Source organism: Raineyella fluvialis (assembly GCF_009646095.1).
GTDB classification, from domain to species: Bacteria; Actinomycetota; Actinomycetes; order Propionibacteriales; family Propionibacteriaceae; genus Raineyella; species Raineyella fluvialis.
Genome location: NZ_CP045725.1, coordinates 2,316,584 through 2,340,040 on the forward strand (window position 1 = coordinate 2,316,584; position 23,457 = coordinate 2,340,040).

Annotated in this window: 25 protein-coding genes, 1 tRNA gene and 1 pseudogene; 17 read left to right on the forward strand and 10 right to left on the reverse strand. The window is 71.2% G+C overall.

What is annotated here, in order from left to right; genetic code table 11:
- The first annotated feature begins 1 nt into the window (after window position 1).
- Window positions 2–898 carry a TatD family hydrolase gene (locus Rai3103_RS10535; protein ID WP_153572573.1) on the forward strand — a complete coding sequence of 299 codons (897 nt, stop codon included), beginning with the start codon at window positions 2–4 and terminating at the stop codon, window positions 896–898.
- Window positions 899–1,098: 200 nt separating this feature from the next.
- Window positions 1,099–2,082 (forward strand): resuscitation-promoting factor, encoded by a 984-nt coding sequence (locus Rai3103_RS18550; protein ID WP_194793095.1) that lies wholly within the window; start codon window positions 1,099–1,101, stop codon window positions 2,080–2,082.
- Window positions 2,083–2,101: 19 nt separating this feature from the next.
- On the opposite strand, the gene Rai3103_RS10545 is transcribed toward Rai3103_RS18550, so the two are convergent.
- Genes Rai3103_RS10545 through Rai3103_RS10580 form a run of 8 tightly spaced genes read right to left on the reverse strand, consistent with a single transcriptional unit; the run spans window position 2,102 to window position 9,463 of the window.
- Window positions 2,102–2,482, reverse strand: a complete 381-nt coding sequence (locus Rai3103_RS10545) for a hypothetical protein (RefSeq protein WP_153572575.1) — start codon at window positions 2,480–2,482, stop codon at window positions 2,102–2,104.
- A 2-nt stretch (window positions 2,483–2,484) separates the two neighbouring features.
- Window positions 2,485–4,002 carry an APC family permease gene (locus Rai3103_RS10550; protein WP_153572576.1) on the reverse strand — a complete coding sequence of 506 codons (1,518 nt, stop codon included), beginning with the start codon at window positions 4,000–4,002 and terminating at the stop codon, window positions 2,485–2,487.
- Between the two features lies 1 nt (window position 4,003).
- Window positions 4,004–5,095, reverse strand: coding sequence for a heme-dependent oxidative N-demethylase family protein (locus tag Rai3103_RS10555; RefSeq protein WP_153572577.1), 1,092 nt, complete (start codon window positions 5,093–5,095; stop codon window positions 4,004–4,006).
- Window positions 5,092–6,060: a PDR/VanB family oxidoreductase gene (locus tag Rai3103_RS10560; protein ID WP_153572578.1), complete on the reverse strand. Its 969-nt coding sequence runs from the start codon at window positions 6,058–6,060 to the stop codon at window positions 5,092–5,094. Before Rai3103_RS10560 ends, Rai3103_RS10555 begins: the two co-directional genes overlap by 4 nt.
- Window positions 6,057–7,622, reverse strand: coding sequence for a heme-dependent oxidative N-demethylase family protein (locus Rai3103_RS10565; protein ID WP_153572579.1), 1,566 nt, complete (start codon window positions 7,620–7,622; stop codon window positions 6,057–6,059). Before Rai3103_RS10565 ends, Rai3103_RS10560 begins: the two co-directional genes overlap by 4 nt.
- Window positions 7,619–8,557 (reverse strand): PDR/VanB family oxidoreductase, encoded by a 939-nt coding sequence (locus tag Rai3103_RS10570; protein WP_153572580.1) that lies wholly within the window; start codon window positions 8,555–8,557, stop codon window positions 7,619–7,621. Before Rai3103_RS10570 ends, Rai3103_RS10565 begins: the two co-directional genes overlap by 4 nt.
- Window positions 8,550–9,095, reverse strand: coding sequence for a dimethylamine monooxygenase subunit DmmA family protein (locus Rai3103_RS10575; protein ID WP_153572581.1), 546 nt, complete (start codon window positions 9,093–9,095; stop codon window positions 8,550–8,552). The genes Rai3103_RS10570 and Rai3103_RS10575 overlap by 8 nt, the downstream gene beginning before the upstream one ends.
- The gene (locus Rai3103_RS10580; RefSeq protein WP_153572582.1) at window positions 9,095–9,463 is read right to left on the reverse strand and encodes a cupin domain-containing protein; all 369 of its coding nucleotides are present in this window, start codon (window positions 9,461–9,463) and stop codon (window positions 9,095–9,097) included. The genes Rai3103_RS10575 and Rai3103_RS10580 overlap by 1 nt, the downstream gene beginning before the upstream one ends.
- 556 nt (window positions 9,464–10,019) lie before the next feature.
- On the opposite strand from Rai3103_RS10580, the gene glnT reads away from it, so the two are divergent.
- The 13 genes and pseudogenes from glnT to Rai3103_RS10635 all read left to right on the forward strand — a co-directional run bounded on the left by glnT (window position 10,020) and on the right by Rai3103_RS10635 (window position 21,244).
- Window positions 10,020–11,396, forward strand: a complete 1,377-nt coding sequence (gene glnT / locus Rai3103_RS10585; protein WP_153572583.1) for a type III glutamate--ammonia ligase — start codon at window positions 10,020–10,022, stop codon at window positions 11,394–11,396.
- A gap of 40 nt (window positions 11,397–11,436) precedes the next feature.
- Window positions 11,437–12,372 (forward strand): class II glutamine amidotransferase domain-containing protein, encoded by a 936-nt coding sequence (locus tag Rai3103_RS10590; RefSeq protein WP_153572584.1) that lies wholly within the window; start codon window positions 11,437–11,439, stop codon window positions 12,370–12,372.
- Window positions 12,369–13,085: a protein glxC gene (locus Rai3103_RS10595; RefSeq protein ID WP_153572585.1), complete on the forward strand. Its 717-nt coding sequence runs from the start codon at window positions 12,369–12,371 to the stop codon at window positions 13,083–13,085. Before Rai3103_RS10590 ends, Rai3103_RS10595 begins: the two co-directional genes overlap by 4 nt.
- A gap of 18 nt (window positions 13,086–13,103) precedes the next feature.
- Window positions 13,104–13,478 carry a glutamate synthase-related protein gene (locus Rai3103_RS17805; RefSeq protein ID WP_228488848.1) on the forward strand — a complete coding sequence of 125 codons (375 nt, stop codon included), beginning with the start codon at window positions 13,104–13,106 and terminating at the stop codon, window positions 13,476–13,478.
- Window positions 13,475–14,425 (forward strand): FMN-binding glutamate synthase family protein, encoded by a 951-nt coding sequence (locus tag Rai3103_RS10600; protein WP_228488849.1) that lies wholly within the window; start codon window positions 13,475–13,477, stop codon window positions 14,423–14,425. The genes Rai3103_RS17805 and Rai3103_RS10600 overlap by 4 nt, the downstream gene beginning before the upstream one ends.
- Before the next feature lie 138 nt (window positions 14,426–14,563).
- Window positions 14,564–15,807: pseudogene (locus tag Rai3103_RS10605) on the forward strand (ammonium transporter).
- A gap of 94 nt (window positions 15,808–15,901) precedes the next feature.
- Entirely contained in the window at window positions 15,902–17,035 is a 1,134-nt protein-coding gene (locus tag Rai3103_RS10610; protein WP_153572586.1) for an FAD-dependent oxidoreductase, read from the forward strand.
- Window positions 17,032–18,252 carry an allantoate amidohydrolase gene (locus Rai3103_RS10615; RefSeq protein ID WP_153572587.1) on the forward strand — a complete coding sequence of 407 codons (1,221 nt, stop codon included), beginning with the start codon at window positions 17,032–17,034 and terminating at the stop codon, window positions 18,250–18,252. Before Rai3103_RS10610 ends, Rai3103_RS10615 begins: the two co-directional genes overlap by 4 nt.
- A gap of 51 nt (window positions 18,253–18,303) precedes the next feature.
- Window positions 18,304–18,900, forward strand: a complete 597-nt coding sequence (locus tag Rai3103_RS10620; RefSeq protein ID WP_228488850.1) for a helix-turn-helix domain-containing protein — start codon at window positions 18,304–18,306, stop codon at window positions 18,898–18,900.
- Between the two features lie 78 nt (window positions 18,901–18,978).
- Window positions 18,979–19,842: a 16S rRNA (adenine(1518)-N(6)/adenine(1519)-N(6))-dimethyltransferase RsmA gene (gene rsmA, locus Rai3103_RS10625; RefSeq protein WP_153573709.1), complete on the forward strand. Its 864-nt coding sequence runs from the start codon at window positions 18,979–18,981 to the stop codon at window positions 19,840–19,842.
- Window positions 19,835–20,116 carry a hypothetical protein gene (locus Rai3103_RS17810; protein ID WP_228488851.1) on the forward strand — a complete coding sequence of 94 codons (282 nt, stop codon included), beginning with the start codon at window positions 19,835–19,837 and terminating at the stop codon, window positions 20,114–20,116. Before rsmA ends, Rai3103_RS17810 begins: the two co-directional genes overlap by 8 nt.
- Window positions 20,077–20,757: a GHMP family kinase ATP-binding protein gene (locus tag Rai3103_RS10630; protein WP_239022340.1), complete on the forward strand. Its 681-nt coding sequence runs from the start codon at window positions 20,077–20,079 to the stop codon at window positions 20,755–20,757. The genes Rai3103_RS17810 and Rai3103_RS10630 overlap by 40 nt, the downstream gene beginning before the upstream one ends.
- On the forward strand, window positions 20,741–21,244 hold the full coding sequence (locus Rai3103_RS10635; protein WP_153572589.1) for a MarR family winged helix-turn-helix transcriptional regulator: 504 nt from the start codon (window positions 20,741–20,743) through the stop codon (window positions 21,242–21,244). The genes Rai3103_RS10630 and Rai3103_RS10635 overlap by 17 nt, the downstream gene beginning before the upstream one ends.
- Before the next feature lie 3 nt (window positions 21,245–21,247).
- Here Rai3103_RS10635 and Rai3103_RS10640 read toward each other — a convergent pair whose 3' ends face one another.
- Window positions 21,248–21,724: a DUF4188 domain-containing protein gene (locus Rai3103_RS10640; RefSeq protein WP_153572590.1), complete on the reverse strand. Its 477-nt coding sequence runs from the start codon at window positions 21,722–21,724 to the stop codon at window positions 21,248–21,250.
- An 83-nt stretch (window positions 21,725–21,807) separates the two neighbouring features.
- Here Rai3103_RS10640 and Rai3103_RS10645 point away from each other — a divergent pair, with 83 nt between their 5' ends.
- A complete protein-coding gene (locus Rai3103_RS10645) occupies window positions 21,808–22,455 on the forward strand; it encodes a MerR family transcriptional regulator (RefSeq protein ID WP_153572591.1) in 648 nt (215 codons plus the stop codon).
- Here the strand turns inward: Rai3103_RS10645 and Rai3103_RS10650 are convergent.
- Window positions 22,437–23,039, reverse strand: a complete 603-nt coding sequence (locus tag Rai3103_RS10650; protein WP_153572592.1) for a TetR/AcrR family transcriptional regulator — start codon at window positions 23,037–23,039, stop codon at window positions 22,437–22,439. The genes Rai3103_RS10645 and Rai3103_RS10650 overlap by 19 nt on opposite strands.
- Window positions 23,040–23,265: 226 nt before the next feature.
- Here Rai3103_RS10650 and Rai3103_RS10655 point away from each other — a divergent pair.
- A tRNA-Gln gene (locus Rai3103_RS10655) sits at window positions 23,266–23,347 on the forward strand.
- Window positions 23,348–23,457: the final 110 nt, after the last annotated feature.

Genomic DNA, 23,457 nt, shown 5'->3' on the forward strand with positions numbered 1-23,457 from the left:
GATGCGCCCCGTGAAGGACACCCCGGCACCCCTGCCCGAGGCGCTCCCCGCGCCGGTCACCGATTCCCATACCCACCTCGACACGACGGTCGACTACACCGGCCTCGCCGTGGACGACCTGGTCAACCGCGCAGGATCTGTCGGCGTGACCCGTACGGTCCAGGTCGGCTGCGACGTGGAGAGTTCCCGCTGGGCCGTCGAGCTCGCCGCGCGGGAGCCCTCCGTGGTCGCCACCGTGGCGATCCACCCCAACGACGCCGCCCGGCTCGTCGAGAGGTCGGGCCGCTCCGCGCTCGACGAGGCGTTGCGCGAGATCGAGGCGCTGGCTGCCGACCCACGTGCCGACGTCGTCCGCGGCGTGGGGGAGACGGGGCTGGACTTCTACCGGACCTCCGCGGGCCGCGGCCGGGACGCCCAGCACGTGGCCTTCGCCGCGCACCTGGCCATTGCCGCCCGGTATGACCGCACCGTCGTGGTGCACGACCGCGACGCCCACCGCCCGATCGTCGACGTCCTGGATGCCGAAGGCGTCCCGGACCGGCTGGTGATGCACTGCTTCTCCGGCGACGCCGCCGACGCCCGGGTCTTCCTCGACCGGGGCGCGTGGCTCTCGTTCCCCGGCACGGTCACCTTCCCGGCCAACGAGGCTCTGCGCGGTGCCTTCGACGTGGTGCCGCTGGACCGGTTGCTGGTCGAGACCGACGCACCCTTCCTCACTCCGGTGCCGCAGCGCGGGTGGCCCAACGCCGGCTATCTCGTCCCGCACATCGTCCGGTTCCTGGCCGAACGTCGCGGCGTACCCGTCGACGAGCTGTGTGCCGTCCTGGTGCAGAATGCCCACGACGCGTTCGGTGGGCCCTGGCAGGCCTGGGGCGATCACTCCGATCCGGACCTCTGATCTACACAATGCCCGCTGACAAGGAAAGACGCTCAATGGTGGAACATGGTCGCCGGTACGCGGACGGAGGTGTCCCGACCACGTCGGCGGCACCACGACGATCGGCCGATTTGGTCACGAGCAGGTCTCGACGTTATCGTTTCGTGACGTTGCAAGATCTGGGCGCGTTTCGCCCGACTGTTGAGCGGGAGAACCCCTTCGTGCAAAAGAAGACCATCGCCGTCATCGCGACCGGCACCGTGCTGACCCTCGGGCTGGGAACGGTCGGCATCAACGAGGCCATGGCCAAGACCGTGACGGTCTCCCTGGACGGGACGCCGACACAGTTCCGGACGTACGCCGGGACCGTCGGCCAGGCGCTGTCCGCCAAGGGCATCACCCTCAGCGACCACGACGTCGTCGCCCCCTCCGCCGATGCGGCGCTGACCGAGGGCGAGCAGATCTCGGTGCAGTACGCCCGCCCCGTGACCGTCACCATCGACGGCCAGGCGCGCACCATCTGGACCACCGCCACCTCGGTCGAGCAGGTCCTCGCCATGCTGCAGCTCACCGACGGGAACGCGCTGGTCTCCACCAGCCGCTCCAGCGCGATCGGCCGCGACGGACTGTCCTTCAGCGTCGAGACCCCCAAGCACGTCGAGATCGACGTCGACGACAAGTCCCTGCAGGTCGTCTCCACCACGCGCACGATCGACGACCTGCTCAAGGAGCAGCAGATCAGCCTCGGCGACGGCGACAAGGTCGACCCCGGGATGACCACGGTGCTGACCGACGGACTCAAGGTCACGATCACCCGGGCGCCCAAGCCCGCCCCGCAGCCGGTGGCCACCCCCAAGCCGGCGCCCAAGCCCGCAGCGGCCCCCGCGCCGGCACCCGCGCCCAAGCCCACGGCCACCACCAGCACCAAGTCGAGCACCAGCAGCTCGACCTCGTCGAGCAGCTCGACCTCCAGCACCGTCTGGGACAAGATCGCCCAGTGCGAGTCCGGCGGCAACTGGTCGATCAACACCGGCAACGGCTACTACGGCGGCCTGCAGTTCAACCTCACCACCTGGCGCGCCTACGGCGGGTCCGGCCTGCCGAGCGACGCCAGCAAGGCCGAGCAGATCGCCATCGCTACCAAGGTGCAGGCGGCCCAGGGTTGGGGCGCCTGGCCGGTGTGCTCGGCGAAGGCCGGCGTCTGACCGCCGGCCCTCACCGGGCTCAGGCCCGTCCCTCGGGGCGGGCATCGACCGGGGTCAGCCCGATCGGGGAACGCATCCGCTCCCGTAACGTACGCAGCCGCCGGCGGTAGGTCGGCCCTGAGGCGATCGCCACGCCGCCGACCAGCACCGGCAGCGCCGGCCACCAGGCCGGCTGGGTGAGTGCGAGCAGACCGCCGACCAGGGCGACCAGCGCGAGCAGGAGCCCCAGCCACTGTCGCACCCGTCGCAGACCGGCAGCGGCCGCGAGCGCGGCGGCGAAGGGGGTCGGGTCCGGTTCCCAGACCCTTCCGCATCCGCAGGACCACGCCTGCCCGGCGGCGAGGGCGACCGACGTGCCCTCGCCGCACGAGCAGGTGAGCGTCAGAGGGATCGTGCGCACCCTCAGACCTCCGCCAGGACGAGGGATTCCTCGGCCTCGGCCACGGCCGGGGTGGCGTCCCGGTCCCGCAGCCGGAAGGGCTGCTTGTCCTCGACGACGCGCCGGTACACGTACAGCAGGCTGCCGAGCACCAGTAGGCCGATCCCGATCAACAGCTCGGGGACACCGCCGTAACCGGTGACCGAGAACGACGTCGCGCCGACGACGAGGATCACCAGGTTGAAGACCGCCAGGACGCCGGCGAGCGCGACCCACGGGGTCGACAGCTGCAGTGGGCGCGGGGCACCGGGCCGGTCCCTGCGCAGCAGCACCACCGCCGAGAGGGCGAAGACGTGGCACAGCACGTAGCCCATGTTGCTGGCCGCGAGCACGGCCACGGTCGTCGGCAGCAGCAGGACCGCCGCGATATTGGCCACGACGTCGACGTACATGCCGCGGTTGGGCACGTTGTGCCGGCTGACGTGGCCGAGCCACCGGATCGTCATCCCGCTGCGCGACATGCCGTAGAGGGTGCGGGCGCCGCCGGCGCTGGCCGCGTTCATGCCGAGCAGGAAGCTGCCGATCATGAAGATCACGACCACGTTCGACCAGAAGCCGCCGATCTCCCGCTGGAGGAGCTGGGCGTAGAAGCCGAGCGGTGCGTCGGCCATCTGCTGCTGCGTCACCGCCCCGCCGAGGGCGACGGGCATCATCGCGTACACGCCGAGGCAGAACATCGCCGCGCGGATCAGCGCCTTGTGGGTGTCCTTCTCGGTGTCGTGGTACTCCGGCGCGAACGTCGCACAGACCTCGATGCCGTACGCGGACCAGGCGTTCAGGTAGAGCCAGACGAGGGCGAGCTGGATGCCGCCCCAGAGCGAGCCGTTGGCGCCGGTGAGCCCCCAGCTGAGGTTCGACCAGTGGAAGTCGGACAGGAAGAACGGGACGAGGGTGAAGAGCACGAGCGGGACGAAGAGCAGGGCGCCGGTGAGGTAGCCCATGATCTTGACCGGCTTGGCCCCGAGGGCATTGATGGCCCAGATCCCGAGGATCAGTCCGACGGCGATCAGTCGGGGCAGATCGAGATGGATGCCGGCGTCGATGCTCCAGGTCGCCTCGGGGAACCACTGGGCCTGGATCAGGCCACCGGAGGTGAGGCCGAAGATGGCTAGCACCGAGGACCAGCCGGCCCAGTAGCCGATCGCCGACATCGGGCCGGCCAGGCTGAAGCGGGAACGCCAGCCCTCGAAGGCGTACATGGCGATGCCGCCGGAGTGCTCGGGGAACATCGTCGCGGGCTCGGTGTAGATCTTGTTCTGCAGCACGGCGATCACCATCGATCCCAGCCACACCGCGAGGGCGCCGAGGGCGCCGACCTGGCCGGTCGTGTAGCCGAGACTGGCGATGATGAAGCCCGGGTTGGAGAGCGCCATGACGAATCCGTCGTACCAGCGCATGGTCTTGAGCAGGGCCCGCTCGTCCACGTCGGCGACGGCCATCGGCATCGCAGACACGGAGTCGGGCAGGTTGGCAATGGTCATGTCAGTCCGTCCTGTCGTGGGGTGAAGGGGAGGCGGCGGGCAGGTTGGCGGTGTGCAGGTCGGCGGTGCGCAGGAAGGCCACGACGTCGTCGCGGTGGTCGAGGAAGCCCTTGTACTCCGCGAGGTCGGCGGGCAGTTCCTCGATGATCGTGGCGAGCTGCTCGCACCATGCGGGCACGGCGCGGAGCTCGTCGAGGGAGGCCATGAAGGTGCGGATGTTGAAGGTCACCGCGCCGGTCATCGGCAGGCGGACGAAGTGCTCGAGCTCGATCCGCAGCTGGACCCGGCCCCAGGCCGTCGCATCGACGGCCCCGTCCCGGATCAGGGCGGGGATGTCGCGGCCCCAGGCGGGCAGCTCCTCGAGGCTGACGTCCAGCGTGCGGGAGTCGGAGGCCGACAGGGTCCAGTTGACCCGCCGGTAGACCTGGTCGGCGGGCAGCCGCTTGAGGAACTGCTCGGCCCGTGCGGTGATGCCTTCACCGGTCAGGCGCGGTACCGGGCCATGGATCTCGTAGATGTCCATGCCCACGTCGAAGCTGACGGCCCAGGCGGCCGCGAAGGTCACCGCCCCCGCGTCGAAGCAGAGTCGCCCGTCGCGCTCGACCACGAGCAGCAGGTCGTCCGGCACTTCGCGGGCGAGGAACTCCAGCGGGTCGTACGGCAGCGTCGTGGCGTCGCCGAGGACGAAGCGCTGGTCGGTGCCGAGGACGTGGTTGCGCCAGTGGAGGTGTTCGCCCACCTCGTCGAGTTCCATCAGGTCCGGGTAGGTGAGGGCGAGGTCGCGCAGGTAGTAGAGGAGCAGGTCCCAGCAGGCCAGGGCCATGCCGGGGCGCACCTGGACCCGGCCGGGGTCGGCGTCGAGGATGCGGCGTCGGTCGGCCATGATCGCCGGATACTCGGCACCGCCGAGATCCACCAGGTGGCGTCCCCATTCGCCGCCGCGCGTGCGCCGCGGCACGCGGGCGGGCTCGACGTTGACCGTGTACCGGAAGGCGTCGAGGTCGTCGGGGAACGGCCAGGGCAGGTTGGCGAGGTGGTCGATCGGTTGGGTGAGGAAGAGTTCGACCGCGAGGTCGGTGGAGGGAAGGGTCACAGGAACACCTCGATCTGGTCGCCGCGTGAGACGCAGGGGAGCATGGTGTCGCCCGCCCGCTTCTCGTCATCCGTGAGCACGAAGTCCCGGTGCTCGAGTCGGGTCGCCCGCACCGGTAGGCGGCACTCGCCGCACACGCCCTGCCGGCACTGGTGGCGGACGTCGTGGCCGGCCGCGAGAAGGGTGTCCAGCAAGGACACCCCGGCCGGCACGTCGAGCCGCTGCCCGGTCGAGGCGACCGTTGCGGTGAACGGCTCGCCGGCCTCGAGCTCGGGGGCCGTGAAGCGCTCGAGATGGACCCGGGCCGTCGGCCAGCCCGCTTCGGCGGCGAGGCGTTCGTACGTCGCCAGGAGCGGGAGCGGGCCGCAGGCGTACGCGTGGGCCCCCATCGGCTGGTCGGCGAGCCGCTCGCGCAGCGTCTCGACGGTCCGCGCCGCCCCGATGGCCTCATGGACGCGGACGCCGGATCGTGCGGCCAGGGCACGGACGTCGGCGAGGTGCGCGGCTCGTCCGGGCCGGTAGGAATACACCAGCTCCACCGGCAGGCCGGCCCGGACCCTGGCTCGGGCGTGGGAGAGGACCGGGGTGATGCCGATGCCGCCGGCGACGAGCAGGACCGCGCGCTGGTCCGGCGCCGGGGCGAACATCGAGCGCGGGCCCTCCACCTCGACCAGGTCGCCGGGCCGCAGCGTGTCGTGCAGCCAGTCCGAGCCGCCGCCCTCACCGCGTCGCAGGACGGAGATGCGGTAGGCGTCCGGAGCGACCCCGTCGTCGACCAGCGAGTAGGCGTTGCGCCGGCCGCCGGCGGTGACGACGAGGTGGCTGCCCGGCTGGTAGGCCCGCAGTGGGAGGCCGTCGGGGTCGACGAGCTCGAAGTGGGTGATGTGCTCGGTCAGGGCGGTGCGGGAGGCGATCCGGAGCGTACGCCGCCCGGCGCGGTAGCCGGGGTGGAGGTGGCCGCTCATGGCAGGTCCCGGGCGTGGGCGTCGGAGCCGAGGAAGCTGCCGCGGACCGCTGCCAGGTGGGGGTGGATGGCCAGGATGCGCTGACACCCCGGGCAGGCCACCTCATCGCCGGGGGCCGCTTCGACGCGGTGCGTCTGGCGGCAGTGGGCGCACTGCACGGGCAGGTCCCGTCGGTGCACGACGAAGGCCCGCAGCTCGGCTGCGATGGCCCCGGCGGCGCGGGCCTCGGCGAGGACCTGGAGCACGTCGTACTGTCCGCCGACGACCATCAGCCGCATCCCGGTCCGCAGCTGGTCGAGCTGCCCGGCCAGCCGGGCCCGATCCGCACTGTCGGTCATCGAACCGAGGCGGGTCAGGGCGGTGCCACCCACCCGTGCGGCGTCGCGGGCCCAGTCGCGGGCGATCAGATCGGTCCGGGGATCGTCACCGACGGCGATGACGAGGAACGAGGAGCCATCGGCATCGACGGGGTCAGGCCGCTCGGGCCAGACCGGCAGCGACAGTGCGGGGGGATGGACCTCCTCGGCACCGGGCGCCGGGGTCGCGGGCGGGGTGGAGGGGTAGGCGGTGAGCCACTCCGCGGCGCGGTCCTTGTACTTCCCGATGCCCTTGTAGTCCGCCATGTCGGCGGGCAGCTCGGCGAGCACCGCGGCGGTGCGCGTCCGCCACGGCTCGACCGTCGCGAGCTCCTCCAGCGGCAGCATGTAGGTGCGGATGAGGAAGAGGATCGCGCCCGAGTCGGGCAGCCGGACCAAGTGCTGCACCTCCACCCGGAGGTGGACCAGCCGGCCGAACTCCTCGTCGTCGACGAGGCGGATCAGTTCCCGATCGGGCCCCCACTCCGGATAGCGCTCGGTGGAGACGTCCAGTCGCCGCCCGATCGTCATCGTCCAGTTCGTCCGTCGGTACGGGCGGTGCGGCTGCAGCCGCTGGAGGAACTCGTGGGCCCGGGTGATCACGCCCTCCTGGCGGATCCGGGGCACCGGCCCGTGGATCTCGAGGAAGGTCATCCCCACGTCGAAGCCGAAGCTCCAGTCGGCGGCGAAGGTCACCACGCCCGCGTCCGCGTGGAGCGATCCGCCGCGCTGGTCGAGCAGGACGATGTCCTCCTGCACCTGCCGGGAGATGAAGCGCAGTGGTTCGTCGGGCAGCGTGCTGGCGTCGCCGTAGACGAACTCGGCCGAGATGCCGAGCCTGGCGTTGTGCCAGTGCCAGCGCTTGCCCTCCCGGTGGAGGGTGAAGTCGGCCGGGTAGGCCTGCGCCAGCTCACGCATCAGCGTCAGCATCGTGTCCCAGGCGGCGGGCCGCATGTGGGGCAGGACGGCGTGGCGGGTCGGATCGGCGGCGAGGATCTGCGTACGTTCCGCGAGGTCGCGCTCGTAATCGGTGTCGAGGTCGAGCACGGTGGTGCCCCACAGCCCGGCGGGGGTGGCGACCGGCTGACGCGCCGGCTGGACATTCGTGCTGTACCGGTAGGTGTCGTCGGTGAACGGGAAGGGGAAGCCGCTGATCGACGGCCCGAGGGTCGGCCTCAGCGGGGACGGTTGGGTCAGCGTGGTCACAGGGGTACCTCCAGGGTCGGGGAGAGGGCCCGCGACACGCAGCACATCAGCGTGTCGCCGGCTTCCTTCTCGTCGGAGCTGAGGAAGAGGTCGCGATGCAGGGGGACGCCGGCGGTCACGGGGAGACGGCACTCCCCGCACACCCCCTGCCGGCACAGGTGCGGGACGGCGATGCCCTGCTGATCGAGGGCATCGAGCAGCGACACGCCGGCGGGCACGTCGACGGTGCGTCCGCTGGCCGTCAGCCGCACCCGGAACGGGTCGCCGGGGTCGAGCGCGGCGACGCCGAAGTGCTCGGCATGTAGCCGTGAGGCGGGCCAGCCGGCGGCCCTCGCCCCGGCCAGGGTGTCGTCGAGGAACGAGGACGGCCCGCACACGTACAGATGGGTGCCGAACGGCTGGTCGGCCAGGGCTGCGGCGAGCCGGGGCGCGAAGGCCTGGCGACCTACGACGACCTCGGCGGCCCCGTCCGTCAGGGTGAGGACGTCGTCGATGTGCGCTCCGGCGCCCCCGTGGACGTAGAGCACCTGCACGTCGCGGCCCCACCGCCGGGCGCTGCGCAGGTGGGAGAGGATCGGCGTGATGCCGATGCCGGCGGCGATGAGCAGGTGCTTGCGGGCGCCCGCGATCGGCGCGAACGCGCTGCGGGGGAGCAGGGCGGTGACCGTGTCGCCGACGGCCAGGGACTCGTGCACCCAGCGGGAGCCGCCCTCGCCGTCGGGGACGAGGAGCACCGAGACGCGGTACTCCTCGGGGTCGATCCCGTCGCTGATCAGGCTGTATGCGTTGGAACGGGCGCCACAACTCAGGACGAGGTGGCTGCCGGCGACGAACGAGGGCAGCGTGCCCCCACCGGGCGCCCGCAGGACGAGCGTACGGATGCCCGGCGCCGCCTCCTTGACGGCGGCGACAGTCAGGGTGAGGGAGTCAGCCATGGGTCGCCTCCTCGGCGTCGATCTGGTAGCCCATCAGTCGGCCGGTACGCCGCGAGACGTGGTGGTAGATCACCAGGCGGCGGCCGCAGCTGTCGCAGGTCACCACGTCGCCGATGGCGGCGACGGCAGGGGTGGTGGCCAGGCAATGGCAGCAGTGGATGTCGAGCGGGCCGGTGCCGACCGGTGCGACGACCAGTTCGTCGTCCTCCGTACCTGCCCTCACCGCCACCCCGCGCAGCGCCAGGCAGGCGCCCACCGGGCCCGCCAGGGCGACGCGGACGCCGACCCGGGCCTGACCCAGGGCGGTGGTGAGGGCCGCGCCGAGGTTCTCGGTCCGGCCGCCGGCGGCGTGCAGGACACGGATGTCCTGCACGCTCGCCCCGCCCGCCAGCAGTGCGTCGCGCCACCGCTCGGTCTGCGCGACCCCGTCCGTCCCGGCGCCGACGAGGATCCAGGTGCTGCCGGTCCTGTCCGGGGTGACCGCGCCAGGGGCGTCGGCGACCCAGGTCGGGACACTGGTGTGGGCGAGGTCCGCCATCACAGCAGGTCGGCTCGGCGGTGGCCGGTGTAGAAGGCCAGCGCGTGGTCCGGGGTGCTGAAGTTGATCCGCGAACCCTTGGGGAAGAAGATCGCGTCCTTCGCCCGGGCCACCTGGACCTGGCCGGTGTCGACGTTCTCCAGCACGAACTCGCCCTCGAGAACGACCTTCATCTCGTCGTACTCGTACTCGTAGAAGAGCGGCTCCTCCGCGTGCTTCAGCTCGAAGAATCCCGAGCACATCGCGCTGCCGTCCGGGTTCTCGTACACGTCGGCGATGTAGCCGTCCCCGGCGTAGTCGGTCATCTTCGGCAGGTCCTGCCAGGCGCCCGAGGTCACGCGGAAGGGGGTCTGGGTGTTGGCGAGCATGTCGCCTCCTGTTCTGGAGTAAGGAGAGGTCGTCTCCTGAGGGGAAACGAGGTTGATCATCAGGAAACCACTCCTCGTGTTACCGGGGATGACCGCGGTGTTAGGTCTCCGTTACGGGACCTGAGCGGCCGACGTGGCACCTCTCCGGTCGAGCTCGGCTGCCTGTCGGCGGCGGGTGGGGAGTCGGGCCGGTGGAGGATCCCGGTTTCGCGCTCCGGCACGATCTGCACCGTCCGTCTGCCGTCGACGGCTCATCGACCGAGCGGCTACGCCGGGTCGGGGTCATCCGTTCGGCCGGTCGGGTCGTCGGTCCTCACGCCCTGGCTGCTGCCCTCGAAGTGACTGTGACAAGCGAAAACGTCGCATCGTCGGAGGGTGTGCGTCATTCCGCCCCGCCCAGTGGGCCTCGTCGGCCTGCTCGCATCCCGGAGGCCGGCAGGGGTGTGAGTGGGCGCCGTCATCGAGCCCTAACACGAGGGAAACCTCCCCGACCACATCGTCGGTAACTATGAGTCAACAGCGTTTCCTGATAATCAACTCATGGAGGTGTCACCCGATGTCGATCGCAACCCTGACTGACGAGTTGTTGCAGAGGCAGGTGCCCGCAGGCCACCTCGCCTCCGCATCTCTGCGCGAACGCGCCGAACGCGATGGCGTTCGCTTCATCCTCGCCGTCTTCGTCGATCTCAACGGCAAACCCTGCGCCAAGCTCGTCCCGGTGGCGGCCGCCGACCAGTTGGAGAACGGCGAGCTGGGGTTCGCCGGCTTCGCCGCCGGCCTGATCGGCCAGCAGCCCCACGACTCCGATCTGCTGGCTGTCCCCGACCTCTCCTCGTACGCTGCCATCCCGTTCGTGCAGGAGGGCCTCGCCATCGTGCACTGTGACCCGTATGTCGACGGCCGGCCCTGGCCGTACGCCCCGCGGGTGATCCTCAAGCGGCTCCTCGACACGTACGCCCGTCGTGGCCTGAGCGCCAAGGTCGGTGCCGAGGTCGAGTACTTCCTGCTGACCAAGGGCGAGGACGGCAGCCTCATGGCTGCTGATTCCCGTGATGTCGGCCTGCAGACGTGTTACGACGCCCGTGGCGTGACCAGGATGTACGACCATCTGGCCGACATCAGTGAGGCGATGAACGCCCTCGGCTGGGGCAACTACGCCAACGACCACGAGGACGCGCCCGGCCAGTTCGAGCAGAACTTCCACTATGACGACGCGCTCGTCACCGCGGACCGGGTCACCACCCTGCGCTACCTGATCAATGTCCTGGCCGAGCGGCGCGGGATGACCGCGACGTTCATGCCGAAGCCCTTCTCCGACCGGGCCGGCAACGGCCTGCACCTGCACCTGTCCCTGTGGAGGGACGACGCGCCGCTCTTCCCCGACGCGGACGACACCCGTGACCTCGGACTCTCGCCACTGGCCTACGCGTTCATCGGCGGCATCCTCGACCACGCCGCCGGCCTGCAGCTCTTCCTCGCGCCGAGCGTCAACTCCTACAAGCGCCGCGGCGCCACGACCAGCGCCTCGGGAGCGACCTGGTCACCCAAGAAGGCCTCGTACGGCGGCAACGATCGGTCCCACTTCATCCGCGTCCCCGACGGGAACCGGATCGAGGTCCGGGCCGGGGACGGCGCGGCCAATCCGTACCTCGCGATCGCGACGACGCTGCTGGCCGGCCTCGCCGGCATCGACGCCGAGGTCGACCCGGGGGACCCGTGTGGCCCGGGGGAGTCCCGCCCGGACGCGGTGGCCCTGCCGCCCACGCTGCTGCATGCCGTCGAGGCCCTGCGCGGGGACGACCTGCTGCTCCGCGGCCTCGACCGCGACCACCCGGTGGGCCCCTACTTCGCCGACGCGAAGGAGTCCGAGTTCCTGGCCTGGCACGGCACCGTGACCAGCTGGGAGCACGAGCAGTACCTGACGGCGTACTGACACGCCGTCGTCGACAACCACGTGATCGAGAGGAGACCCCATGTGTGGAATCGCTGCCCTGCAGCTACGTAACCCGGCACTGCGCGACGAACTCGGTGTGCTCATGCACGGCATGCTGTGCGAGATCGTCGAGCGCGGCCCCGACTCGGCCGGTCTCGCCGTCTACGGCGACCGCACGCTCAACCCCGACGGCACCGCGGTGCTGACCCTGCTGGGCCACGACGGCGAGCCGGAGGCGCTGCGCGAACAGCTCGCCAGCGTGCTGCCGTCGAGCAGCGGCGTCGAGGTCGAGCCGAGGGGCGACACGACCATCGTCCGGGCCGGCGTCGCGACCGAGGAACTCGAAGCGGCCGTCGAGACGTTCCTTCCCGGGGTCGGCATCGCCGGCCGCGGCACCGGCGTCACCGTCATGAAGGGCGTCGGCAACCCGCGCGACCTTGCCGAGACGTTCCACCTGCGCGAGGCCACCGGGCTCCAGGGCGTGTCCCACACCCGGATGGCGACCGAATCGGCCGTCACGGCGGGCGGCGCGCACCCGTTCACGGTCGCCGACGACCTGTGCCTGGTGCACAACGGGTCGTTCAGCAATCACGTCAGCATCCGCCGCCGGCTCGAGGCCGAGGGCGTCCGCTTCGACAGCGAGAACGACTCCGAGGTGGCGGCCCGCTACATCGCCCGACGCCTGGAACAGGGCGACGACCTCGAGACGGCCCTGGCCCACCTGGGCGAGGTCCTCGACGGCTTCTACACCCTCGTCGTCACCACCGCGACCAGCATGGCCGTCGTCCGCGACCCGATCGCCTGCAAGCCGGCGATCATCGCCGAGACCGACGACTGGGTGGCGATGGCCTCGGAGTACCGCGCGCTCGCGGGCCTGCCCGGCATCGAGGACGCCCGGATCTTCGAGCCGGCGCCCGGCATCGCCTACACCTGGACCCTCTCCACCCCCGCCGACAAGGAGGCGAACGTACGATGACCGTCACCACTCCGACCCCCGTGTCCACCCCGGCCCCCGTCAGCGCCGCGAGCTTCGATCTGAGGTCCGACAGTGTGCGGGCGGTCAACGCCGCCCTGCACGCCGCGAGCAGCCGCGAGAGCTTCACGATCGACCATGCCGGCGGCCAGCACAGCATCGCCGCGGGCATCGCTACCAACATCGACGTGACCATCAACGGTCACGTCGGGTACTACTGCGCCGGCATGCACACCACGGGCCGCGTCACCGTCCACGGCAGCGCCGGCGTCGGCCTGGCCGAGAACATCATGAGCGGCGTCGTCCACGTGACGGGGGATGCGTCGCAGTCGGCGGCCGCCACCGGTCACGGCGGACTGGTCGTCATCGACGGCAACACCGGCGCCCGGTGCGGCATCTCGATGAAGGGCGTCGACATCGTCGTGGGAGGCAGCATCGGCCACGCCTCCGCCTTCATGGCCCAGGCCGGGCGACTCGTCGTCTGCGGCGACGCCGGGGCCGGGCTGGGCGACTCGATCTACGAGGCCCGCCTCTACGTCCGCGGCTCCGTCGAGTCACTCGGCGCGGACTGCGTCGAGAAGCCGATGGGCGCCGAGTACCTGGCCGAACTGGCCGGTCTGCTCCGCGCCGCCGGCCGCTCCGAGGACCCGGCGGAGTTCCGCCGCTACGGCTCGGCCCGCCAGCTCTACCACTTCCACGCCGACAACTCCTACTGAGCCGGAAGGACCCCACCCATGACGAACCACGCCCAGCTGGGCCTACGCGAGTCGGCGACGTTCGACCGCGCCACCATCGCCGACATCCAGCGCGCCGCCGCGACCGGCATCTACGACATCCGCGGCTGGGGTGCCAAGCGCAGCCTGCCGCACTTCGACGACCTGCTGTTCCTCGGCTCCAGCGTCTCCCGCTACCCCCTCGAGGGCTACCGCGAGCGATGCGACACCGACGTGACACTGGGCGGGCGCCACGCGCTCCAGCCGGTGCACCTGGACATCCCGGTCACCATCGCCGGGATGAGCTTCGGGGCCCTGTCCGCGAACGCCAAGGAGGCCCTCGGCCGGGGGCCAGTGAGGTCGGCACCTCCACCACCACCGGCGACGGTGGCATGACTCCGGAGGAGCGCGGACACTCCTCGACGCTCGTCTACCAGTACCTGCCCTCCCGCTACGGGATGAACCCCGACGACCTGCGCAAGGCCGACGCGATCGAGGTCGTGCTCGGCCAGGGCGCCAAGCCCGGCGGTGGCGGCATGCTGCTGGGGCAGAAGATCACCGAGCGGGTGGCGGCGATGCGGACGCTGCCGGTGGGCATCGACCAGCGCTCCGCCAGCCGCCACCCCGACTGGACCGGCCCGGACGACCTCGAGATCAAGATCAAGGAACTGCGCGAGATCACCGACTGGCGTACGCCGATCTACGTCAAGGTCGGCGCCTCCCGCCCGTACTACGACACCGCGCTGGCGGTGAAGGCCGGCGCCGACGTCGTGGTGATCGACGGCATGCAGGGCGGCACCGCCGCCACACAGCAGGTCTTCATTGAGAACGTCGGCATCCCCACCCTCGCCGCGATCCGGCCCGCCGTCCGGGCCCTGCAGGACCTCGGCGTGCACCGCGACGGCGTACAGCTCATCATCTCGGGCGGCATCCGCACCGGTGCCGACGTGGCCAAGGCGATCGCGCTCGGCGCGGACGCCGTCTCCATCGGCACCGCCGCCCTGATCGCGCTCGGCGACAACAGCCCCCGCTACGACGCCGAGTACGCCGCCCTCGGCTCGGCGGCCGGGTTCTACGACGACTTCCAGGACGGCAAGGACCCCGCCGGGATCTCGACCCAGGACCCGGAGCTGGCCGCCCGCCTCGACCCGGTCGAGGCCGGCCGGCGCCTGGCGAACTACCTGCGGGTGCTGACGCTGGAGGCGCAGACGATCGCCCGCGCCTGCGGCAAGTCGCACCTGCTCAACCTCGAGCCCGAGGACCTCGTCGCCTTGACCATCGAGGCCGCCGCCATGGCCGGTGTCCCGCTCGCCGGCACCGACTGGATCCCCGGCCGCTGCTGACCCGACGTATCGCACCACGCCCTGATCCGCCACCTCCCGATCCACCCCATCACCGATCCACCGCACCGCTGATTGGAGTTCCCCATGGACACCGGAAACGTCGCCTGGCTGCTCGCCAGTTCGGCACTCGTCGCCCTGATGATCCCCGGCCTCGCCCTCTACTACGGCGCGATGGTCAGCTCCCGCCAGATCCTCAACATGATGATCATGTGCTTCTCGGGAGCCAGCCTCGTCGCCATCCTCTGGGTGCTGTACGGCTTCTCCGCCGCCTTCGGCACCTCGCTGGGCGGGCTGGGCCTGCTCGGCAATCCGCTGCAGTACTTCGGCCTGGACGCCGCTCTGGGCGACAGCACCGCCTCAGGGCTCCCGTTCGCCCTCTTCGCCGCGTTCCAGCTCCTGTTCGCCGCCGTCACCACCGCCCTGACGGCCGGTAGCGCCGCGGGACGGATGAAGTTCGGCGCCTGGATGCTCTTCGCCGGGCTGTGGGCGACCTTCGTCTACTTTCCGGTCGCGCACTGGGTCTTCGCCTTCGACAGCGAAGGTGTCGTCGGTGGCTGGATCGCCAACCGACTCGGCGCTGTCGACTTCGCCGGCGGCACGGCCGTCCACGTCAACTCCGGCATCGCCGCCCTGGCGCTCGCCCTGGTCCTCGGCCGCAGCAAGACCTTCGGCCAGCCGGTCCGCCCGCACAACCGTCCGCTCGTCCTCGTCGGCGCCGGCCTGCTGTGGTTCGGCTGGTACGGCTTCAACGCCGGCTCGGCCCTCGCCGCCGGCACCGCCGCGAGCGTCGTCTTCCTGAACTCGACCGTCGCCGCCTGCGCCGGCCTGCTCGGCTGGGCCATGGTCGATCTCTTCCGCACCGGCTCGGTGACCAGCCTCGGCTCGGCTGAGGGCATCATCGCCGGCCTCGTCGCGATCACCCCGCCTGTGGCGCCGTCTCGCCGATCGGCGCGATCGTCATCGGCGCTGTGGCGGGCATCGCCTGCGCCTTCGCCATCGACTGGAAGTTCAAGTTCGGCTACGACGACTCCCTCGACGTCGTCGGCGTGCACCTCACCGGCGGCATCCTCGGCACCCTGCTCATCGGGCTGTTCGCCACGCCGACCGCCCCCAACGGCAAGGCCGGCCTGTTCTACGGCGGCGGGCTGGGCCTGCTCGGCACCCAGGCCCTCGCCGTGGCCGCGGTACTCGCCTACTCCTTCACCCTTACCTGGCTGATCGCCAAGCTCGTCGGCGTCACCGTCGGCCTGCGGATTCCCGAGGAACACGAGGTGGCCGGCATCGATCCCCACTCGCACGACGAGCTCGCCTACGACGAGGCCGCGTACGACGAGGAGCCGGTCGCCGACGGCCTGACGCTGGTCCCGGCCAGCACCCGCTGAACCCCGGTGGTGCGGATGCCACCTGACGCGGCATCCGCACCACTACCCGTTTGCCCCGTCCCGCCGTACCCACCAGTTGAGGAGCACATCCACCATGACCAGCATCGCCATTGTCGGCGCCGGACTCGCCGGATCAGGCACCGCCTGGCGACTCGCCCAGGCCGGCCACGACGTCACCGTCCTCGAGCGCTTCGCCCCGGCGAACGCGTTCGGCAGTTCCCACGGGTCCGCTCGTATCTTCCGCTACGCCTATCCCGAGCAGGAGTACGTGCACCTCGTCACGCTCGCCCGGCAGGGTTGGACAGAGTTGGAGTCCGCCGCGGGGGAGACCTTGATCGACCTGGTGGGTTCGGTCGACTTCGGCCCGCTGCGGGCACAGAGCGGCCTCGCCGGGCTGCTGGCGGCCGAGGGGGTCGAGCATGAGGTCCTCGGCTCCGCGGTCGCGCGGGAGCGGTGGGGCCAGATCGCCTTCGACACCGACGTGCTGTGGACCCCGGGCGCCGGCGTCATCGATGCCGAGCGCGCGGTGATGGCCATGCTCACCCTCGCCCAGCGGCTGGGCGCCGACGTACGGACCGACTTCCCGGTGGTCCGCGTCGAACGCGCGGGGGCCGGTTACCGGGTGATCGGCGCGGACGGTACGGCCGTCGAGGCGGAACAGGTGGTCGTCGCCGCGGGCGGCTGGCTGCCCGATCTCCTCGGGGACCTGGGGCTGCCCGACGCGTTCCTGTCGTCCCTGCCGAGCCTGCGGGTGACCCAGGAGAACGCCTTCCACTTCCCCTACCGCGATCCGTCGGCGACCTGGCCGACGATGATCCGCAAGGCGCCACAGATCCAGACGTACGCCCTGCCCGGCGGGCGCGACGCCGGCTTCACCGGGCTCAAGATCGCCGAGTACAACGGCGGCAAGCCCATCCTCTCGGCCACGCACCAGGACCGGACGATCGACCCGGTCAACCGGGAACGCGTCATCGACTTCGTCACCGAGTTCCTGCCCGGCCTGGTCCCCGAGCCGTACGCGGAGGCGACCTGCCTGTTCACCAGCACCCCGGACGAGGACTTCATCATCGATCGGGTCGAGGGCATCACCGTGCTGTCCCCGTGCTCGGGTCACGGAGCGAAGTTCGCCCCGCTGATCGGGGAGTTCGCCGCCGCGCTCGTCGCCGGGTCGGCCGACGCCGTCCCGACGCGCTTCCGGACCGGCATGGGCGCGGAGCTGGTGGCATGAGTGTCGCGGCGCTGCTGAGCGAGATCGACGACATCGGGCGCGACCCTCTGCGCGGCGGCTATTCGCGGCCGGTCTACTCGTCGGCCGAGATCGAGCTGCGGGAGTGGTTCACGGCGCAGGCCCTGGACCGTGGGCTGAGCGTCGAGTCGGACGGCAACGGCATCATCAGCGCCTGGTGGGAGACGCCGGCGACCAAGGGCCGGCGCGACGACGCGGTCCTCACCGGCAGCCACCTCGACTCCGTCCCCGGCGGGGGAGCGTTCGACGGACCGCTCGGGGTCGCCTCCGCCCTCGTCGCGGTCGACCACCTGCGGGCGCGCGGCCTCACCCCCGCACGGCCGGTCGGGATCGCCGTCTTCCCGGAGGAGGAGGGATCGCGCTTCGGCGTCGCCTGTCTGGGCTCACGCCTCGCCACCGGGGCGATCAGTCCCGACCGGGCACTCGGGCTACGCGACGCCGAGGGAGACACGTACGCGGAGGTCCTGGCGCGGCAGGGACTGGACCCTCGCGGGGTCGGAGCACACACACCCTGGCTCGGGGGGCTGCACGCCTTCGTGGAGCTCCACGTCGAGCAGGGCCGCGGCCTGGTCGACCTGGATCGTCCCGTCGCCATCGGTTCACGCATCCTCGCCCATGGCCGGTGGCGCATCGTCGTCGACGGGCAGGGCAACCACGCGGGGACCACCCTGATGACGGACCGGGCCGACCCGATGGTGGTCGCGGCCCGGGCCGTCCACGGGATCCGCAACCTCGCCCGGGCGACGCCGTCGGCTCGCGCCACCGTCGGCCGGTTGCAGGCCATCCCCGGCGGCACCAATGTGATCGCCTCACGGGTATCCTTCTGGCTCGACGTCCGCCACCCCGACGACACGGCGGCGCTGTCGCTGATCGGCACGATCACCGACCTGGTCGGACGGATCGCTACCGATGAGGGCTGCACGGTCACGATCAGCGAGGAGTCGTACAGCGCCGCGACGGACTTCGACGGCACCCTGCGGGAGAGCCTCGCGACAGCCCTGCCGGGCGCGCCGGTGCTCGAGACGGGCGCCGGCCACGACGCCGGCGTGCTGGCAGGTGCCGTGCCGACAGCGATGCTGTTCGTCCGTAACCCCACCGGGGTGTCGCACTCGCCGGAGGAGTACGCCGACGACGCGGACGCCGAGGCCGGTGCCGTCGCGCTGGCCGACGTGCTGGCGTCCCTGGCCGGGGCGGGCTGAATGGAGGGGTGGGTCACGGGGCCCGAGGTCCTGCTCACGTACCATGACACGGTGTCAGGCGTGCAGCGATCCGACGGGCCCCGCCCTTCCCTCGAGGAGATCATCGCTGCCCAGGTGCGGGCCCACCGCGAGGCGGCCGGGATCTCCGCCGCCGAGCTCGCCTCCCGGATCGGCCTGTCCAAGGCGATGATCTCCAAGATCGAGAGCGCGACCATCTCCGCGTCCCTCTCGACGCTGGCCCGGCTCGCCGAAGGGCTGGACATTCCCGTGACGGCGCTGCTGCGCGGCGTCGACTCCGACCGGGACGCCTCGTTCACCAAGGCGGGGGCCGGCAGCCGCAGCGTACGGTCGGGCACGCAGCACGGCCACGAGTACCGGGTGCTCGGCACGCTCAAGGACATGCCCGACGCCCTGGAACCGACGCTGGTGACGCTCACCGACGCCTCGGCCGTCTTCCCGCTCTTCCAGCATTCCGGCACCGAGTTCCTCTACCTCCTGTCCGGCCGGATGGTCTACGGCCACGGCGCGTACAGCTACGACATGGAGCCGGGCGACTCCCTGCTGCTCGACGGCGAGGGGCCGCACGGCCCCCGCGAACTGGTCGACGTCCCGGTGGTCTTCCTCTCCGTGCGGAGCACCAAATCCTGACCTCGACCGCCCGGCCCGACTGATAACCTCCGACCCGTGGGAGCATCGGACGAGAACACGTCACCGGGCGCGCGGGACGTGCCGCGGACCGGGCCAGCACTGCTGGATCCCAGCACCGTGCGGGCACTGGCCGCCGAGCTGGATCTGCGTCCGACCAAGACGAAGGGGCAGAACTTCGTCACCGACGCCAACACCGTGCGCCGGATCGTGGCGCTCGCCGCGCTCGAGCCCGAGGACCGCGTCGTCGAGGTCGGCCCCGGCCTGGGCTCCCTGACGCTGGGCCTGCTCGAGGCGGCCGGATCGGTCACCGCCATCGAGATCGACGAACTGCTCGCCGGACGGCTGCCGCGGACCGTGGCCGAACGCGCCCCGGACCAGGCGGACCGCTTCACCCTCGTCGTCGGTGATGCCCTCGCGGTGACCGCTCTCCCCGGCGAACCCCCCACGGCCTTGGTCGCCAACCTGCCGTACAACGTCTCGGTGCCGGTCATCCTGCACCTGCTGGCGCTGTTCCCCTCGATCGAACGCGGCCTGGTGATGGTGCAGTCCGAGGTCGCCGACCGGCTCGTCGCCGGGCCAGGCTCACGTACGTACGGCGTCCCCAGCGCCAAGGTCGCCTGGTACGCCGAGGCGACCCGGGTGGGCAACGTGCCACCGACCGTCTTCTGGCCGGTGCCGAACGTCGATTCCGGACTGGTGCGGATCACCCGTCGATCCACCCCGCAGACCACCGCGACCCGCGAGCAGGTGTTCGCCGTCATCGACGCCGCCTTCTCCCAGCGCCGCAAGATGCTGCGCTCTGCTCTGGCCGGGATGTTCGGGTCCTCCGCCGCGGCCGTCGAGGCGTTGCAGGCGGCCGGCCTCGACCCCACCTCGCGCGGTGAGACCCTCACCGTCAACGACTTCGCCGCCATCGCCGAGCGGGTGCCGCGGCATGGCTGAGTCGCAGTGCGTCCGCGTCCGGGTCCCGGGCAAGATCAACCTGGCCCTGTGCGTCGGGCCACGGCGGGACGACGGCTTCCATGACCTTGCCACGGTCTTCCAGTCCGTCTCGCTGTTCGACGAGCTGGGCGCGGCCCCGGCGCCGGACGGCGTCGTCACCGTGGCCGTCGACGGACCCGGAGCCGACCTCGTCGGCGCCCCGAGGACAACCTCGCGGTTCGCGCTGCCCGGCTGTTGGCTGACACGTACGCTCCGGGGCGGGGCGTCCAGCTGATGATCCGCAAGGGCATCCCGGTGGCCGGCGGGATGGCTGGCGGCTCCGCCGATGCCGCCGCGGCGCTGCTCGCCTGCGACCGACTGTGGGGCCTCGACCTGCCGACCGACGCGCTGCTCGAACTCGCCGCCGACCTGGGCAGCGACGTGCCGTTCACCGTGCTCGGCGGGACGGCCATCGGGCACGGCCGTGGGGAACGCCTCCAACCCGTACGCGTCGACCACCTCTTCCACTGGGTGCTGGTGACCTCGGATGACGGGCTGTCGACACCGGCGGTGTTCCGCCGGTTCGACGAACTCCACCCGCCGGCGAGCGTGCCGGCACCAGTCGTCCCCGACGGTCTCCTCACCGCCCTCGCGTCCGGCGATCCGGTCGCCCTCGGAGCGGCCCTCCGTAACGACCTCGCCGAACCCGCCCTCGACCTGCGTCCGGATCTGGCCACCACCCTCGAGGCCGGTCGGGAATTCGGAGCCGTCGGCCGGATGCTGTCCGGCTCCGGGCCCACCTGCGCCTTCCTGGCCGCCGACGCGGCCGATGCCTCGCGGCTTGCGGTGGCGTTCGGTCAGAGCGGGCTCGGCCGGGACGTGCACGTCGTCAGCGCCCCCGCGTCGAGAGGATTCCCGCATGCAGGACGAGGTTGACCGGCTGATCGCCGACTGGCGCCGCGAGCGGCCTGACCTCGACCTGGCGCCGATGCAGGTGCTGAGCCGGGTCACCCGGCTCGCCAAGCAGCTCGACCACGCCCGGAGCGCCGCCTTCGCTGAGCACGGCATCGTGTCGTGGGAGTTCGACGTCCTGGCGGCGCTGCGTCGTTCGGGAGAGCCCTACCAGCTGTCACCCGGCCGCCTGCTACAGGAGACGATGGTCACCTCCGGCACCATGACGAATCGCATCGACCGTCTCGCCGCCCGGGGCCTTGTCGTCCGCGGGCCCGATCCCCACGACGGGCGCGGGGTGGCCGTCACCCTGACCCCCGCCGGGCTCACGGCCGTGGACGGGGCCCTCGTGGACCTGCTGACCGCCGAGCGGGCGATCCTCGGCGTGCTGTCGGACGAGGACGCGGCGAGCCTGGCCGACCTGCTGCGGGCGTTGGCGCAGGAGTTGGAGCGGCCGGGTCCGGCGGCCTAGGGCTCAGGCCGGCCGGCCCATGCGCTGCCGGGCGGTGTCGAGGCGTCGAGTGACGGGGCGGACCCCGGTCGCCCGGGCCAGTCCTTGCACAGGAGTGTCGACGTAGATCGACTCCGCGTGCGTCACCGGCAACGTCTCGTGCCATACGCCCACCGCTCCCCTCGCCGTGCGGGCACGGCGATTGAACGCCGCCCAGGCAGGTCGGTGGGAGGCGGTGGGATCACTCGCGTAGGCGTAGAGCCTGTCCAGGCTGTTCCAGTACTGCACCAGCCATGGGCCGCGGGGGTCGACGACCAGCCGGTATCCGAGGAGGCCTGAGTCGTCGTCCTCGGACAGTTCCCGCAGCATCCGGGGCATCGCCAGGAAGACCGGCAGCCATCGATCAGGCCGCCACCAGGCGTTGATGGTCATGCCGATCAGGAACACGACGAGCTCCCCGTCGTAGTCGTGGGTCATCCGACCCGTGGTGTTGACGGACATCGCGGACTCCTCCGCTAGATTAGAAACCAACACTTCCTAATATTGGAGAGTAGCAGTGTCCATTTGGTCCGGCAAGGAGCCCGATGCGCATCTCTGAGTTGTCCCGTCTGGGTGGGGTTCCCACGGCGACTGTGAAGTACTACCTGCGAGAGGGGCTGTTGCCTGCGGGGCGGCTGACGTCGGCTACCCAGGCCCAGTACGACGAGGGCCACCTGTCGCGCCTCCGGTTGATCCGCGCGCTGGTCGGGCCCGGTGGTCTGTCGATCGCCGCCGTACGTTCCGTGCTCGAGGCCATCGACGATCCGCCCGAGTCGCCCCTGGAGCTGTTGGGAAGAGCGACCGAAGCCCTGTCGATGGAGCAGGCGGAGGGCGCCGCCCGGAGTCGTGACGACGCCGGGGCGCGTCGTATGGTCACCGCGTTGGGGTGGTCGATCGCCGAGAGCGGTGCGGCGATCGGTGAGTTGGCCGCGGCCTTGGATGCCATCGACGAGGCGCAGCTCACCCTGCTAGAGGGTGGGGTGGCCCGCTACGCCGAGGTCCTCCACGGGCTGGCAGTCGAGGAGGTGGCCACCGTGCCGGACAACTCGCCGGAGGCGGCCGTGCGCCAGGTCGTGTTGGGCACGGTGCTGATCGAGCCGTTGCTGTTGGCGCTGCGCCGGCTGGCGCTGCAAGATGCCGCCGGGCGACGATTCGGGGTATCGGAAGGCGACGCTCAGTCGACCGGAGTGTAGAGGCCGGGGACCGGGACCATCCGGGCCAGGCCGTTCCAGGCCAGGTTGAGGATGTTGGCCGCGACGGTGGCCTTGTCCGGGTCGCGTTCGTCCAGCCACCACTGCCCGGTGTAGGCGATCATCCCCACCAGCATCTGCGCGTACATCGGGGCCATCTCCGCCCTCAGGCCTCGGCGGCGGAACTCGTCCGCGAGGATGTCCTCCACCTGGGAGGCGACGTCGGAGAGGATCGTGGCGAACGAGGTGCCGGTCGAGCCGGCCGGGGCGTCGCGGGAGATGATGCGGAAGCCGTCCGGGTTGGACTCGATGTAGTCGAGCAGGGCCAGCGTGCCGGCCTCCACCTTGCGGCGAGCGCCCTTGGCCTGGTCGATCGCGGCGCGGATGCTCTCCTGCAGGGTGCGCTGCTCGCGGTCGACGATCACCGCGTAGAGCCCCTCCTTGCCGCCGAAATGCTCGTACACGACAGGCTTGGAGACGTGGGCGTTGGCGGCGATCTCCTCGACAGTGGTGCCCTCGACCCCCTTCTCGGCGAACAGCACCCTGGTCACGGCGATGAGCTGCTCGCGCCGTTGCGCGGCGGTCATCCGCGTGCGCCCCTCGCGGCCGCGACCCGTGGCGGAGGCGGAACCTCCTCCTGCGGGGGTCTCGGCTGCGGGTGATGCGGGAATCCTGGGTCCGGCCACGTTCCCCAGTCTCTCAGACCACGGCCGACGGGCCCGCTGGATTCGGAACAGGCACTCCGTCGGAGGCGGCGTGGGCCGGCATGCGGGCAGGCCAGTGATTGCGTAGAGTGTGACCGGTTCACGCCGTTCCCCGGTTGGTCTGCCGGCAGGGCCCGCCTGACTTTGAATCAGGACAAGCGACGCAGGTTCGACTCCTGCCCGGGGAGCCATGCACATCACGATGCCCGTGATGCTGGCGCTGTCGGCCCTCGACGCTGCCGCCCTCCGCGGCAGCCGCCGCGATTGTCGTCAGCCGCCGCGCTCGCATTCACATGCGGCC